This is a genomic window from Actinomycetospora cinnamomea, from assembly GCF_003096675.1.
Lineage (GTDB): Bacteria > Actinomycetota > Actinomycetes > Mycobacteriales > Pseudonocardiaceae > Actinomycetospora > Actinomycetospora cinnamomea.
The window spans coordinates 1-15,942 of sequence record NZ_QEKW01000030.1; the positions used below are offsets into that span (position 1 = coordinate 1).

General features: G+C 69.3%; 7 protein-coding genes and 3 pseudogenes. 4 read left to right on the forward strand and 6 right to left on the reverse strand.

The window, feature by feature from the left end; translation table 11 throughout:
• Positions 1–296: 296 nt before the first annotated feature.
• Both C8D89_RS27565 and C8D89_RS28870 read left to right on the forward strand, forming a co-directional pair.
• Positions 297–3,311 carry a BREX system ATP-binding domain-containing protein gene (locus C8D89_RS27565; RefSeq protein ID WP_116711351.1) on the forward strand — a complete coding sequence of 1,005 codons (3,015 nt, stop codon included), beginning with the start codon at positions 297–299 and terminating at the stop codon, positions 3,309–3,311.
• Positions 3,312–3,583: 272 nt separating this feature from the next.
• Positions 3,584–4,216: a hypothetical protein gene (locus C8D89_RS28870; protein WP_133252091.1), complete on the forward strand. Its 633-nt coding sequence runs from the start codon at positions 3,584–3,586 to the stop codon at positions 4,214–4,216.
• Between the two features lie 1,681 nt (positions 4,217–5,897).
• On the opposite strand, the gene C8D89_RS27570 is transcribed toward C8D89_RS28870, so the two are convergent.
• From C8D89_RS27570 to shbA, 3 genes are all read right to left on the reverse strand, one after another.
• Positions 5,898–6,743: a transposase gene (locus C8D89_RS27570; RefSeq protein ID WP_165825973.1), complete on the reverse strand. Its 846-nt coding sequence runs from the start codon at positions 6,741–6,743 to the stop codon at positions 5,898–5,900.
• Positions 6,744–7,663: 920 nt separating this feature from the next.
• Entirely contained in the window at positions 7,664–8,533 is an 870-nt protein-coding gene (locus C8D89_RS27575; protein WP_116711353.1) for a hypothetical protein, read from the reverse strand.
• Positions 8,526–9,110, reverse strand: coding sequence for an RNA polymerase sigma factor ShbA (shbA, locus tag C8D89_RS27580; RefSeq protein WP_243418435.1), 585 nt, complete (start codon positions 9,108–9,110; stop codon positions 8,526–8,528). Before shbA ends, C8D89_RS27575 begins: the two co-directional genes overlap by 8 nt.
• Before the next feature lie 1,082 nt (positions 9,111–10,192).
• Here shbA and C8D89_RS27590 point away from each other — a divergent pair.
• Together C8D89_RS27590 and C8D89_RS27595 are read left to right on the forward strand one after the other, a co-directional pair.
• A pseudogene (locus tag C8D89_RS27590) lies at positions 10,193–10,882 on the forward strand (transposase); the annotation flags it as partial.
• Between the two features lie 22 nt (positions 10,883–10,904).
• Positions 10,905–11,123 (forward strand): annotated as a pseudogene (locus C8D89_RS27595) (transposase); the annotation flags it as partial.
• 292 nt (positions 11,124–11,415) lie between these two features.
• Here the strand turns inward: C8D89_RS27595 and C8D89_RS27600 are convergent.
• The 3 genes and pseudogenes from C8D89_RS27600 to C8D89_RS27610 form a co-directional block, all read right to left on the reverse strand.
• Positions 11,416–11,748, reverse strand: coding sequence for a YncE family protein (locus tag C8D89_RS27600; RefSeq protein ID WP_116711357.1), 333 nt, complete (start codon positions 11,746–11,748; stop codon positions 11,416–11,418).
• Positions 11,749–11,768: 20 nt separating this feature from the next.
• Positions 11,769–12,941: pseudogene (locus tag C8D89_RS27605) on the reverse strand (IS3 family transposase).
• Between the two features lie 33 nt (positions 12,942–12,974).
• On the reverse strand, positions 12,975–15,263 hold the full coding sequence (locus C8D89_RS27610; protein WP_243418436.1) for an Hsp70 family protein: 2,289 nt from the start codon (positions 15,261–15,263) through the stop codon (positions 12,975–12,977).
• Positions 15,264–15,942 lie beyond the last annotated feature (679 nt).

The window sequence follows — 15,942 nt, forward strand, 5'->3', positions numbered from 1 at the left end:
ACGGGCGGCCAGCAGGCCCACCAACCGCTCGAGGCGGTTCATACACCGGACCGGCCCGCCGGTCACGGTCTAGATCCCGCCGACCGGAGCCCCCGCACCCCGACCGACCACCAACCCACGCCTCCGGGCATCGGGCGCAGCCCGGCTAGCTATCGAGATAGCAGCGGGCGAAGCTGAGAACTTTCGGTGCCCCGGGGGAACGTTCCCTCCGAACGGAGGAGTGACCGATCCAACTGGCGCTGGTCGAAAGCGCACTCGGTACGTTCCGCCGCGGAAGACGACGACCGGGGGGTCACATGTGGCGGTCCATAGGGGGAGACTCCACCGAGGAGGGGCCGGGGGCCGACACCATCGACCTGGCTCATGCGGGTGAAGGAGCGTTCGGCAAGACCAGCCGCGATGCGGAATCTCCCGTCGTCGGTCGCGCCCCAGCCCGGCAGGTGCTGCTGGAGGCGCTGGATTCCGCGGCTGGCGGACGGACGGCGGCAGTCTCGCTGGTCGGTGAGGCCGGCTCGGGAAAGACGTTGCTGGTGGAGTGGCTCCTCGCCCAGGCGTCTGATCGTGGCTTCTGTCTTGTCACGGCCAGGCCCGTCGAGGGCGAGTCCGACCTCCCTCTTGCTGTCATGCTCGACGTCCTCCGACCGCTGCGCCCTTGGGTGTCATGCCTGGCCTCGGAACACCGCAATGTCCTCGACGCCGCCGGCGGCGGTTGGGGCGAGGCTTCGACCGACCGGCTCCTGCTCGCCGCCGCCACCCTGGCGTTGTTGGCCGCCGCAGCTGAGGACGAACCCGTGCTGCTCGTCATCGACGATGCGCACTGGACGGACCCGCCATCCGCTCGGGCTCTGGCCTTCGCTATCCGCCGCCTGCTCGCCGACCGTGTTGCCGTGGTCATGTGTCGGCGCAACACGGAACCGGAACGGATCGACGGGCCGTGGAGGGTCGTCTCGCTCGAGGGGCTGGAAGAGGACGAGGTCGCCGCCCTCCTGGCCGAGGTCTCGGGCATGCGACCTGCCGCCTCCGTCGTTGCCCGCGTGCGGGAGGAGACCTCCGGCAACCCGCTCGCGGTCAACCATCTGGCCCGTCGCTTGAGTGCAGAGGCGCTGACCGGGCAGGCCCCGCTACCGCTGACCCTCCCACTCGAGGGGGTGGCGCACCGCTCTTTCGCGGGCCTCGTCCGGGCCCTCCCCGAGCGAGCTCGCTCGGCGCTCGCCGTCGTGGCGGCTGCCGGCTCAGCGGCCGGCGAGCTTGCTCCCGCCGCGCTAGCTCGACAGCATCGGGACCTGACCGATCTGCTGCCCGCCGAGGAGGCCGGACTGGTACGGGCTTCGTCGGGTGCCTTGGAGTTCGTGCACCCGCTCTACCGCGCGGCGGCTCTCGAGGTGGCCGGCCCGGCCGAGGTTCGTCAAGCCCATGGCGCCCTGGCAGAGGCTGCGGCGGGCCGCGACCTGCAGCGGCATGCATGGCATCGCGGGTTGTCAGTCTTGGGCACCGACGAGGACGCGGCCAGTGCACTCGAGGAGGCGGCCGTGGCCTCCGACCGGCGCGTCGGTGCTGCCGCCGGGGTCGGGTTGCGGACCCTGGCCGTCGCCCTCAGCCCGTCGGGTTCGGCGCGGGACCGGCGGCGGCTGGAGGGGGCTCGCGCTCTCGTCGCCGCTGGCCACCACGCCGAAGCGCGCGCCCATCTCGAGGCCCTGCTCGACCGCGAGGGGCTGGAGCCAGCCACCAGGGCCGACGCCTTTCATCACCTGGCTCGGCTCATGCTCTGGGATACCCCATTGGATAGCCAGCCGGTCGCCACCCACATCCCGGACGACCTGCCCCCACGGCAGAAGGCCGCGACGCTCGCCGTCGCCGCCCTGCGGGCTCGCAACTGCGCCGAGCTGCGGCGCTTCGGCGATCTCGCTCGAGCAGCCCACGGCGAACGGGCGTCCCTGTTCACCATCGAAGCGGCCCGCGGCCCGGGCCTTCCGGATGAGGTTCCCAACGACGTGGCGGAGACGCTGCAGCTGCTACCCACCCTGAGCCTTGTGGCTGAGTCTGACCTGGTCGTGGGGGCGCATCGCTCCTCAGTGGTGCGCGACATCGTTGACCGGGTCCGCCGGCTGCTCGCCGTCGCTCACGGCGCCGAGCCAGTGGCCTCCGCCGTGACGCGGGGGCTGGTCGATATGGTCGACGACCTGTGGGGCTCGCCGGTGCAGATGCTGACCTGGACCTCTGCGCTGGACCTCGCCGACGAGCTGCTCACCCTGTGGCTCTCCGCTGCTCGGGCCCGGCCCTCCAGTGTCGCCTACCTCCTCATGGCCCGCACCGAGCTGGCCGGCTGGTCCGGCGACTTTCCGGGTGGAATCAGCGCGGCCGACCGGGCCATTGAGCTCAGCAGGGAGGTTGGCAGCCACGTGCTCACCGGCTGGACCCACGTCTTCGTCTCTCGCATCTATGCGGCGATGGGCGACGAGGAGAGCTGCCGCGCCCACGGCGAAGCGGCTGCTGAGCTGGGAGCGCGGCTGCACGAGCCGGGGCCGGCGGTGTGGGCGGCCCACGCGAAAGGCCAGATGCTTCTCGGCACCGGTCGGGTCGAGGAGGCGGTGGCAGTCCTCCTTCCCATGGCGGAATACGCGCACTCGATCGGTTTCGCCGGCGTCAGGGCAATCTCGCTGCAACCCGACACGATCGAGGCCCTCGTCCGAAGCGGCCGATTCAGCGAGGCCGGCGAGCTGCTGGTGCGGTGGCTCGACGGCATGCCGCCCGACCCCGATCCCTGGCACTGCGCGGTGGCTGCCCGCTGCCGGGTACTTGTGCATGGCGAGGAGCACGTCGACGAGCTCGTGGCGGCTATCGACGACGGGGCCCTGCGCCTCACTCCGCTGGAGGAGGCCCGGGCCCGCCTGGTGGCCGGCACAGCGCTGCGCCGGCGGCGGCGCCCAGGCGCCTCCCGCGACATGCTCGGCGAAGCCGCCTCGACATTCAGCCGGCTTGGTGCGGCGGGCTGGCTTGCCACCGCCGAGGCCGGCCTGCACGAGCGTCGCAGACCGACCGCGGCGACCGGGCCGAGTTTGAGCCACCAAGAGTTGCGAGTCGTGCACGAGATCGTGGCTGGGGCCACGACTCGCGAAGCTGCTGCCCGGCTATTTTGCAGCCCCAAGACGGTCGAGTACCACCTCACGCGGGTGTACGCGAAGCTTGGGGTGCGCTCCCGCGCCGCTCTGGCCGCCCACGTCGCGGCCACCCCCACGCTGGCTGCTTCGGAATCGGTCGTACCCACCCCGCGGCCACCGAGCACTCCAACGGAGGTCGCGCGGACGGCCTAGCGATGCGGGCCGTGCGGCCCAAGCGCTGGCGATGCTAGGGGTTCGCCGGGTACGCGGGTCAATCTCGCCGCCATAACGTCGGTGTCATGAGCGGCGCCGTGCCGCTCTGGACAACGTCATCCCGGGACGTGGTCCAAGGTTGATGCCCCGTCGCGACTCCCGCGATGCGGGCGAGAGAGGCGCTGCTCCCCATGCCGAACCCACTGACGCAGAAGTGCGCTGCTCCTGAGACCCCGGAGCCCGCCCGCCGTCGCGAATCGCAAGCTGGCAAAGTGCTGCCGCTCCTGGGCGTCATCCTCGCAGGAGGGCTGGCTATTTCCGCGTGCGGCCCGACCGACGAATCCGTAATTTCCGGCGGAAATACCACGCCCATCCCGGGCGGCACGCCCCAGATCAACCCCGCTCCGCCGCCCCCATCGGCACCGGCCCGGCAAACCACCACGACGCCCCGGCCCGTCGTCGGCAGCGTCCCCCGAGCGCTCGCTGGCCTGTGGTCCGGCGGCCCGGGCGACGCTTCGGGGTACCTGCTTGCAATCGGCTCCGACGGGACCTATCAGCGTGCCCGCACGAGCACCGGTAGGATTTTCGAGCAAGGCGTGCTGCAAGTAACTCCGCGCGGTTCCTGGACGTTCGTGCCGACCAGCGGCGGACCGCGCCGCACCGGCACTTTCGAATACACCAACGCCAGCGGGATCGAAGTGCTTTCGATGAACGACCCGCGCGAGGGGTACTTCAGCTACGTACGCGCCGATGGTGCGTCCGGGTCTGACGCTGCAAGCGACTCAGGCGACAGTGCCGGTAGCTCGAGCAGCTCCGACGGTGGGTTTGCCGGGCAGATTGACGGCGGTTCCGATCCCGGCCGCTTCGATCCCACTCCTCCGGCCGGTCCCTATACGCCGGGCTGAGCACGCAGTGACCAAACAGTTCACGTCCTAGCGTTACGGCTATCAGTTCCAGGAGCCGGACGAAAAGACTCGTGCTCCCAACACCGGAGATCGAAACGCTCGGCGGTGGCGACCAGGCAGCTGGAGGCTGTAGGACTACGCGCCTTTGGATGCCGCGAATCACATTGCCGCAGTGGTTCCAGTCTTTGACTGATGCCCGACTCAGTGCACGCCCCTGGGGGTCATCTCGGATGCTTGTGCTCATCGTTCTCGGCGCGATCGTAGTTGTCTTGTTGTGCTGGTACCAAAGTCGCTTTGAGAACCCGCCGCCGAATAGCTCGCTAGAACTGCGGTCGACCTCTCAGCCGGTCATAATTGAGGGTAGCTGGACTACCGGGAGTCGGAACGGTGCGCAGATCCTTCAACAGTGCTTTCAATGCCGTGGCCGCAGGCATATTCTGACGTCGCACGAAGTACGGACCTACATGCGCTCGATAAGGTCTCATCAATTGGTAACACCTGGATCGGCGTTCCTTTGTTCTGCTTGCAGTGGCTCGGGATTACAGCCAGGTAGCTGCCATACCTGCGGCTCAACGTATGGGCAATGGTGGTGGTCGGCAGCAAGCACTCAAACATGGCAGTGCCATAATTGTGGAGAGGGCATAGGGTGCTGACCGCCGATTGGGTCTCAGCTGCAGGTACTGTGGCTGGCTTAGTTGTCGCTTGCGCTGCTGGATGGATTTCCCTTAGGGCAATGCAGGCAACTAGGGACCAGGCTAGGTCGGGGCGGTGGGGAGCGGCAGAAGCAAGGGAAGCCAACCGACTCAGTCAAGAGTCTCTGTTGATTGAGGCACAATCCCATCAGAATTCATTCGATCCTGTCTTCGAGGTCACTCGCGTATCGTGTCCGGACGATGTGCATGTCGTTTTTCACGTTCGCTTGATTAGTGGCCATGGCGAGTACTTCGTGAAGGCTGCCCTAGTTGCGCGGGTAACGTTGTTCACGGGCGGTGAACAATGCATCATTGTTGAATACGATGATCAATTCGAGATGAGGTCGGGTGCAGATCTGCTACTCAAGCTGGTTATGCCACCCGGAGCAGACGGTGTTTCAGCGCTGCTCACGTTGTACAGTCAATGGAGAGGTGGGATGTGGCAGCGCTGGACCAGTGAGGCCAGCTGGCCAGCATCCGCTGATGAGCGTCGGTCGCTGCGAGGTAGCTACGGATCATGAGAAGCCCATGCGGTCGCACAACCGGCGCGGGCACACTGACAGCGCGGCAACCGGACCCGCAGCTTGGCGCTAAGGGTTTGCATTAAGCCGCCCAAGGGTTCTGACCTCTGTGAAGCGGAGGGTGCGAACTTACTCACTGTTGGACTATACACTTACCGGAGGCGCCTGGTCTGGCAGCCCCGCCACGGGTACGCCGCAGACATTCCCCGTGACCCCCCGAAACGACGTTGCCGGCCGCCTCGGGTTCGCGCATTCCCATCAATCGGTCCGCGCCTGCTGCTGCCCGGCCCATATCCACCAGGTTGGAGCCGGTTCCACGCTTGAGGGGGTTCAACCACTGGTTCACTCGCGTTACGCCTCTCCGCCTCGCTTGCCGGACCCGGGCCGTATGGTGGTGCCGACCCGTCCCGTCGTTGTCAGGGCTGCTTCCCGCCCGTTGCTGCACCTCCAGCCACGGACTGCCCTCAGCTACACCGACCTGCTGCGACAGACCGGCGGTGGGTCCTTGCACCCCACCTGCACACATGGCGCCTCGCGGCCCACGGCGACGACGTGGAACAGATCCATGACGGTGACCGCGTCGGGCAGCGCCTCGACCGCGGCGGCCTTGTAGCCGCCGAACCCGTCCATCGCCACGATCTCGACCCGATCCCGGAAGCTCTGCTCGCGGGCGGCCAGCCAGCCGGCCATTGCTGCCGCGGAGCGTCCGGGCACCATGTCGAGCAGCCGCGCGGGGCCGTGACCTGCGAGGACCGGGGTGAGGTCGGTGATCACGGTGACGAACCCGTCGGCGTCGGCGCCGGGCACATGGGACCACCGGTGCTCATCGACCCCGAGCACCCGCACCCCGTCCAACCGGGCGGGACCGACGGAGAGCAGCAGCTCGCCGGTGGCGGCGACGGCGATGGCGTTGACGGTGTCCCAGCTGCGTCCGAGTTCGCGGGCCACCGCGGAGACGGTGGCCTTGTCAATCGCCAGCCGCCGCAGGATGTACAGCGCGCAGCGCCGCGTGGTCGACCACCCCGGTCGGGCCAGCCGGCTGCTGTCGTGGCAGAACACCTCGCGGGGGCAGCCGTCGTGGACACAGCGGTAGCGCGGCAGCCGGACCCGCAGCTCGAGGGGATGCCCCACGACCGGCACGTCGCTGACCCGGCGCTCGACGACATCGCGGTAGACCCCGACCACCCCGCAGCCCGGACAGGAACCCGGGCCGTCGGTGAGCAGCTCGCACCACAGCAGCGTCGTCTCCCCGGCGATCGGAGCGTCGGTGATCCGCACCCCGAGCTCGACCGTGCGGACAATCGTGTCGGCCACGATCTGGGCAGGCGCGGACGTAAGCTCCACTGCAGGGCTCCCGGGTGCTGACGGCGCATGGCGTGAGAACCTGCATCGTCATCCGCCCGGGGCCCGCCCTATCGCAGCGACACGACCCCACCTCCTGACCCGGTCACACCTCAGCTGCACTCCATTTCCGGAAGAGCCGGAAGACCCCTGGTCCCGCTCGGGGGCAGCGCGAATAGCGTCCGGGACCGGGCCCTGGCGCGGCGTTCCGCCGATAGGGGGCACGCCGGGGCCGCCCTCACCAACCGGATGATGTTGTGGGGGAGCGGGACCCAACCGGCGGCACTCGCAGAATCGCGACGCATGGGTGAGGCGCCAGGGCCATCCTTCCCAACCTCGGGAACTATTTTCGGCGTCGCTTCTATCTCGTTCCTGCGGGTGGGAGTGTCGAGTTGTCGGGCCGGAGCTAGCCCCCCAGCTGGCGGCCCGGTTGGCCCCGGTGCGCTCTCCTCCCCCGGGAGCGTGCCGGGGCCTCTGCGTGGTCGGCGGGTCACGGAGGCGGTAGAGCAGCCGCAGCTCCTGGGCCGCGATCCAGGCCGAGTGAAGCCCAGGCCCCTGATCAGACCAAAGGTGAAGATCGTGTCGTGATCAGTCCACCACGCTCAATTAACGAAGAGCCTCTTGACCACGCCCGCGGTCGGTCAGCAACACTTGGAACCCCGCCGAGGGTCTCGAGGCACTCCGCGAGCAGCGACAGCCAGTTCCTCGGCTCTAGGTGGAAGCGGCGCTCAACGCCTTCGCGATCACCTTCGTCGACCGTATCGTCTCGACAACCACCAACCGACCATCAACGCCAGATCAGCGCCCATCGGACAGCCCCGACCTCTCCAACGATCATTTCGCCGCGCCGGTTGACGAGGAGCAACAGAGACAGTCCTCACGAAAGATCCGGACTACGGGGTGCACCTGGCGGTGGCTGGCCTAGTGGCGGTGGGTCCGTGACTCCGGCAGGGGGTGGGTGGTGCCGTCGTGGTCGACGTCGTGGTGGTTGACGTCGTGGCAGGGGTGGGGCGAGTCGCCGGATGTCCGTGCTGCGGGCTCGGTGCCGAGGTGGTCCGGGAGGGGGTGGAGGAGCCCGCGGTCTTGTTTGATGGGTGGCCCGCGAGCCCATTCGGCGTGGCTGCGGGCGCGGGGTGGGGTGGGCCGCCGCGGAGTTGGGCGGCGAGTTGGGCGTGGCGCGCTTGGAGGTCGGCGGCGCCGTCCTGGTCACGGATCTCGGGCAGCTGGGCCCCGGCCTGCGAGAGCATGGTCTGCGCCTGGCTCGGTTGGCCAGCGGCGAGGGCGGCGTTGGCCTGGTCGAGCTGGGTGGCGGCCTGCTCGGCCTTCTGCACCGAGGCGGCGTGCTGGGAGAACACAACTTCCGAGATCCCCCACAGCGGGTCCCCGGGGGTGGCGGCGTGGACAGCGAATCCCAGAGCGGCCACCGCGACGACGAGCGCGGCCGCAGCGATCACTAGGGCCAGACCCCTACGTCGCCGCACCGGACTCTGGTCCCGGCCGCTGGCGGCCACCACCTCCGCCGCCTGCTCAAGGTCGACCAGCTCGGGCAGCGGCTGAGCATCGACGTCCTGGCGCCAGGTCCGCAGCACCGCCTCGAGCCGCACCACCTCGTCGGGCTCCAGGTCCAGGTCCAGGTCCGCGTCGCGCTCCGCACCTCCGATCGCGTTGATCAAGGCGTCGTCCGCGCGCACCGCGGCCAGCTCGACCGCATTGTGGTCCGGGTCCTCCTGGGGTGGGCGGGCCCCGAACCGGTGACTAACCATTGAGTTCACCTCCTGCTTGGTCGAGCGCGGCCAGAGTGGCCCGCAGCTTGGCCAGGGCGCGGTGCTGGGCCACCCGCACGGCGCCGGGAGTGGACCCGACCGCATCCGCGGTCTCTTGGGTGGACAGCCCGACCACGACCCGCAGCACGAGCACTTCCCGTTGAGGCGCGGAGAGGACGTTGAGCAACTGACCCATCCGCGCGGACATCATCCCGTTGATCGCTTGCTGCTCCGGCCCGTCGTGCGGGTCGAGTCCCTCGGGCAGCTCCGCAACCGGGTCGCACCGATGCCGCGCCGCGGCCCGGTGGGCGTCGGCAACCTTGTGCCGGGCAATCCCGTACACAAACGTGACAAACGGCCGGTCCTGATCCCGATAGCTGGGCAGCGCCGTCAGCACGGCAAGACACACCTCCTGAGCCACGTCGTCCGCCGCAGCGAATGAGCGTTCCTGGGTACCGACCCGCGCGCGGCAGTAGCGCACGATCAAGGGACGAATAATGGCTAGCACCCGCTCCAATGCTGGCCGATCCCCGCGGCTGGCGGCAGCCGCCAAGTTCCGAAGTTCGTCCCCTCCCAGAGTTGTCGTCTCCGGCGCCGCTGGCGTTACGCCGGACGGCTGAGTTGTTTCCGGCGACCGTCTTGTTTCGATCGATCGAGGTGCATCCGGCGCCCGAGGTGCATCCGGCGCCCGAGGTGCATCCGGCGCCCGAGGTGTATCCGGCCATAGTCTTGTTTCGGGCGAGGGGGGCGCTTGGCGGGCGGTCAACGGGCGCAAGCGCTCGGCCGGGACGGGAGACCACCCCGGGTGGGCCATCGCCGACGGCCGGTGGTGTCCGTCCGGTCCGAGGCCGCTGCCGCCGCTCACGGTGACCGCCCCGATCACCGCACGGTCATGGGGCAGAGAGCGCACAGCAATCCCATCTCGCCGCCCAATCGACCCGGGACGACCCTCACGTGTCTCTCCGTGCGTCGTTCCGGCGGCATTGCTTGACCCGGTGTCATCGATCGTGGCCCCCCTCGGTGACCGCCCTGGTTCGACCGAGGATGTCGGACGCGCCTTCGTAGCCGGGAAGCGGGGCGCGCGCACGGTTGGCTGTCCGGGCAGCGAGCTCTTCCACGACACCATCTCCGAGATCACCGACTCGGTGCTCTCAGCCCCGCCGTCGCCGTGACAGCGCGCCCCGAGGCGGGTGCCCGCGCAACCAGTCGGGCCTTATCTGGCGCGTCGAGGACCGTGGTGGTGCTCATGTGGCCGGCGACGCGCAGCCGACGATCATCCGTGAGAAACGCGTCGACGACGAAGCTCACGTACTCGGCCCACGTCGCGACGAAGGTTAGGTCGTGACCCACAGCTGGTTGGAGGCCTGCAAGTCGCCATCAGCTGCCGGCGTTCCTGCTGCTGGTGGCTCGAGTCGCACCTGCGTCGGGTCGACCGCGACACGATGATCAGTTTCGAGCTCACTCACCAGCGAAGCCAGCGGCAGGCCCGCTCCCCGGCCGACGCCCCAGAGCCCCGTATGACCTAGAAAAGTTCATCTAGTCCAGGCCTTTCACCGGACCGGCTCTGACGCCGGAGTCTGAATGACGAAAGGTGCTCCTGACCTGCGATGATCTGGCTTGCTGAGGACCAAGTCGTCGCGCGGGAGGAGCACCTTTCTGGTGCGGGAGTCTACGGGGCTGTATCCACGTGTTCGCACCGACGGCGCCGGTTCGGGCGTGGTGTCCCATGCCGGTGCGGTGCTGCTGGTCGACACCGTGCGCGCCGCCGGGTTGGACCGGGCGCTCTCGGCGGCACTCGAGCCCTGGCGCAAGCCGACAGCGATCCACGACCCATCGAAGATCCTGCTCGATGTGGCGGTCTCGCTCGCGCTGGGCGGGGACTGTCTGGCCGACGTCGCGGTGCTACGCGCCACCCCCGAGGTCTTCGGGCAGGTCGCGTCGGACCCGACGATCTCCCGGCTGATCAGCTCGCTGGCCGGCGACGCCGACCGGGCGGTGGCCGCGATCGATGCCGCCCGCGCCGCGGCCCGACGCATGGTGTGGCGCCGGGCCGGGGCGGCCGCGCCGGACCACGACGCCGATCATCGGCGTCCGCTGGTCGTCGACGTCGACGCGACCCTGGTGACCGCGCACTCGGAGAAGGAGGCGGCGGGGCCGACGTTCAAGCGCGGCTATGGCCATCATCCGTTGACCGCGTTCGTCGACCACGGCCAGGACGGCACCGGTGAGCCGGTCGGGATGCTGCTGCGCCGCGGCAACGCCGGCTCGAACACCGCCGCCGACCACATCGCCCTCATCCGCTCCGCGCTGCGCCAGCTGCCCGCGGACAACCAGGCGGGCCACCGCTCGGGACGCTCGGTGCTGAGCGGGGGTGCATGATCGGCATGATCTGAGCGACGAGCAGTGGGCCCGGGTGGAGCCGTTGCTGCCGGACACGACACCGCGTCGGGGTGGTCGGTGGGCCGATCATCGGTCGGTGGTCAACGGGGTGTTGTGGCGGACGCGCACCGGGTGTCCGTGGCGGGACCTGCCCGCCTCCTACGGGCACTGGAAGACCGTCTACAACCGGCATCGTCGCTGGTCAGGTGACCGCGCGCGACCCCTCGCCCGCGTCCTCGAGCGCGTTGATCGCCGAACCGAGCCGGGTTAGCACCGACGAGGCAGCGCGGGTGCGGTACGCCGACGTCGTGGCGCGCGAAGCGCTACGCTTGGGGGTCGCCCGAGCTGGAACGGAATCGTGATGATCACCGCTCAATGGTCGTTGCGCTTGGTCGATTCGAAGTGCCAGTTTGTGGGTCAATGGCCGCCGACGACGCAGTGGGCCGCGGCAATCGACGAGGTGCGGTGGTCCGTATTCGGCACGGCGTCGAACAGGCAGGCAGTCAGGCCGACAGGTTCAAGACGGCCACGACGCCGCCAGTGGTGCAGGTGACGTAGCCGGTCCGGCCGTCGGGGGTGACGGCTATCGCGGTCGGGCCTGGTGGTGTGGGCAGGGTGGCGGTGACTCGCATGCTCTGGGCGTCGATGACCGAGACGGTGTTGGCGGTGTTGTTGGCGACGTAGACGAACCGCCCGTCGGGCGCCCAGGTGATTTCCTGGGGGTAGCGACCGACGGGGATGCGCGCTACGAGGGAGTTCGTGTTGGTGTCGATCATGGTGACGGTGTCGGAGTCGTAGTTGACGTTGGCGAGCAGCGTGAGGTTGGCCCCTGGCACCGGACACCGACGGTGTGGGGTCAGTGATCTTGGTGCGCGGCGGTGTGGCGGGCCTCGTAGGCCACCGGGCTGAGCATCTCAATGCTGGAATGACGCCGCTTGGGGTTGTACCAGCACTCTATCCATTCGAATATCGCGTTGGCAAGCTCGGCGCGGGTCGTCCAGCTCCTCGAGTCGAGTAGTTCGAGTTGCATCGTCCCCCAGAACGACTCCATCATCGAGTTGTCGTAGCAGTCCCCGATCGACCCCATCGATCCGAGCAGTCCGGCAGCACGCAAACGTTGCCCGAACGCCCACGACGTGTATTGCGAGCCGTGGTCGGAGTGCAGGATCGTCGAGCCGCTCTCGGGTCGGCGTCGGGTGATGGCCATCCCTAGGGCATCGGTGACCAGGGCGGTGCGCATGTTGTCGTCGATCGACCATCCGATGATTCGTCGCGAGTAGGCGTCGAGGACCGCCGCGCAGTACAGCTTGCCCTCGTCGGTGCCGTGTTCGGTGATGTCGGTGACCCATAAACGATCTGGTGCGTCGACGGTGAACCGGCGGTCGACCAGGTCGGGGTGGGGGTCGGCGGCAGGGTCGCGGACGGTGCAGCCGTGGCGTCGGCGCCGGTAGAGGCCCTGGATGCCGGCCTCGCGCATCAGGCGCGCCACGCGCTTGTGGTTGACCGCCAGGCCCAGGCCGAGGGTCAGCTCGGCGTGGACCCGGGGCCAGCCGTAGGTGCCGCGGGACCCCTCGTGGATCTTCTCGATGTGTTTGGTGAGCAATTCGTTCTCCTGCGCGCGGACAGACTTCGCGCCCGCGAGCCATTCGTAGTAGCCCTGGCGACGGACGTTCAGCACCCGACAGGTCACCGCGACGTCGAAGCCGTCGTCGGCGAGTTCGTGGACCAGCGGGAAGACTACTTTGGGAGGACGTTCTCCCGCGCGAAGTACGCGGCAGCACGCTTGAGAATCTCGTTCTCGACCTCGAGGCGCTTGGCCTTCTTGCGCAGCTCGGCCAGCTCGTCGCGCTCGTCGCTGCTCAACCGAGCCGTGTTCTTGCCCTCGTCAGCATCGGCCTGGGCCATCCAGTTCCGCAGACAGGATTCCGAAATTCCCCAGGTCCTTGGCGATCGCGGCGACCGGCTGCTCGCCCAAGCGAGCAAGGTCCACGGCGCGACGCCGGAACTCCGGCGGGTGAGGGGCAGGCACGAACGACATCCTCCCTGGCGGACCGGGTCCACCTCAGACGAGGTGTCCGGTGCCAGGGGCCAACCTCAGCGGGCGTGAGGGGTGCACCGCGACGCTGTGTGGGCTGCGGTCCACCGGCACCTCGGCGAGCACCTGGTAGGTGGCTGTGGCGATGGCCGTCACCAGCCCGGACTCGTGGTTGGCGGTGTAGGCCTTGGTGCCGTCCGGGGAGAACTCGACCCAGTGCGGGTTGGGCGGGACCGGGATCTCGCGGACCATGATGTTGGTCGCGGTGTCGATCACCGACAGGGAGCCGGAGTCGTGGTTGGGGACCCACAGGAAGCGTCCGTCCCGGGTGACGGCGGCGGCGAAGGGCCGGCTGCGGACCGGGACCGTTGCGGTGATCTCGTTGGTGGTGGTGTCGAGGACGGCGACGGCGGCGATGGTGCGGGCGGTGTCGAAGACACTGATGTAGACGTGCCGCCCGTCTGGAGCGAAGGTGAGGTACTGCGGCGGCCCCGCTTGGATGGGGATGGTCGCGGTGACTTGGTTGATCGAGGTGTCGATCAGGGTGACCACGCGGGCGTCGCGGTTGGCGATGTAGACCAGCCGCCCGTTGGGTGATACTGCGGCGTAGCCGGGGGTGGGGCCGTCCGGGATCGGGGTGCCCAGGGTCGGCACGGGGACACTGCGGTAGATCTGGGTCGGCGGCGGCGCCTCCACGGCCTGGGCTTGGTGGGAGCTGCTGCCCGCAGGTGGGCTGGTGCTCCATGCACCGGTCAGCTCCTGGAAGCCGTACCAGGCCAGCCCGACCAGCAGCGTGAGCACGAGGAGTGTGGCCACCGACCGCAGCGCGCGGCGATGTTGGCCGCGGGCACCGTCGGCGGTGCTCGAGGTACTCGGTGGGGTCTGCTCGGGAGGTTCATCGGCGGCCCTGGCATCGGCGGCCCTGGCCTCGGCGCCCTCCCCGGGACCGCCGTGCCCACCGGGACCACCGCCACTGTCCGGGCGCCGGGGGGTGGAGCCGGGAGGCACGGAGGTCGGGTCGGCGGTCGCAGCATCGGCGGATACCGATCTGGGGCTGGCGGGGTGGACAGGCCCGGTGGTCGTGGGGCCCCCGCCCGGGGATGACGAGGGCACCGCGGACTCGGGCGCGGGCGCCGGGGCGCCGCCGCGCCCGGTGGCGCCGTGCGGCGCGGCCGGCGGTACCGCGGCGGTGGGCAGCACCGGTGGGGCGCCGGTGGAGGCCGTCCTGGTGGGCACGGCGCTCGCCCCATCGAGGGCCTCGGGCAGGCTCGCGAGTGTGGCTGCCCCGAGCGCCACCCCGTACTTGGGGTGGGTGTCGACGAGAGTCGGGCGCCCCAGCTCGGTCGAGACCATCTGCGCGACCAACGGGATCCGCGACGAGCCGCCGACCAGCAGCACCGCGGAAAGCTCGTCGGGGGCGACGTGGGCTGAGCGCAGGGTGCGGCTCAGCGCGGCGATGGTCGATTCGATGGGTGCTCGGACCATGTCCTCGAACACGGCGCGGGTCAGCTCGACGTCGAAGTGCCGGTGCGGCAGGAACACCGGGACCACGGTTTCAATGTCCACGGAGAGGGCCTCTTTGGCCAGGATGCAGTCCTGGCGCAGCCGGGCCATGGCGATGGTGGTCTGGGCGTCGCGGGGATCGAGGTCGTCGAGCGCGCCGCCCGAGGCGTAGTTGACGTAGGCCAGGACGGCTTCGTCGAAGTCCACGCCGCCCAGGTGTTCGATCCCCTCCGGTGTTCCCAGGATCTCCACCCCGCCGTGGCGGGCGCGCAGCACGGTGGCGTCGAAGGTGCCGCCGCCAAGGTCGTAGACCGCGATTGTTTCGCCGTCACGCAGCTCGTGTGAGGTGGCGTAGTGGGCGGCGGCGGCCGCTGGCTCGGTGACCGTCGGCGGGTGGTCCAGCCCCACCAGGGAGGGCACTTCATCGAACAGGGCGCGGCGAAAGGGACCCCAGTTAGCCGGGTGGGTGAGCACCACGCGGTCGGGTTTGGCGCCCTCGGTCTCGGTGACCTTGGTCAGCACGTCCCGCAGCAGGGCGGCCAGCAGCGTCGTCGCCGTGTGCGGGGTGCCGCCCAGCAGCACCGGGGTGGGGTCGCCCAGGCGGCGCTTGATATGCAGGCTCACCTGGTGCGGGCTAGAGACCGCACGCCGCTGCGCCGCGTCGCCGGTCAACAAGAAACCGTCCGGCCGCAGATACGCGACGGCGGGGATGGTCACCGAGTGATCCCCGAGCGTGACCATCTCCGTCTGGTGGTCGCGCACGATCGCGGCAGCAACCGACGTCGTCCCGAGGTCAACACCGAGGCAGTACATCCCCACCCCCTTGAGCGAGTACGGATAGTAGTGCCCCACCCCCAAAAGGGGCCGAGAAACTACGGAGAAGGCTCCATTCCGGTGACACACCCAGTGATCATCTCGATAGGCGCCTGGACGAGGACACAGCATCTGAACGGGGCCCCACGATGAACACAGGGCCTCTGGGACGGCGGCGGCTCCACGGCCGGGGGTTTGATCGGCGCAGCTGCCTGCCCCCGGGCCGGTGCTTCACGCACCGGACAACTCGCTCCGCGGCACCCGCTCGATCTCGCACCGCGCCCGAGGTCGACCTTTGGTCAAAGCTCCGCCGGCCGCGAGACCGTCGTGCGGCCTTCTCGGCTGGCCGAGGTCGCGCTGCCACACCGCGCCCGGCGCTGAGGTCGTGGCGGTCGTCGTGGCGGGTGGCCTACCCGACGGCGGGGCGATCGCCTCGACAGGGCGGGGGCTGGTTTGCGCTTACCCTACGTCGGGCGGGTCCTCGGTGGTTTGCAACCGCCGGTTCACGGTGCGCGCCCGCCACGAGCAGCGCCGAGCCCGACAGAGAGCGGAACACGTCCACGCCCAACAGCTCGGTTTGTCGACCGCAGCGGGATGGGGGACCTCGATCAGCGGGCCTCGGTCGGCTTGCGGGGCTACGACGAACAGACCCCACCCGTGCCGTCGCGGCGCCGACGGG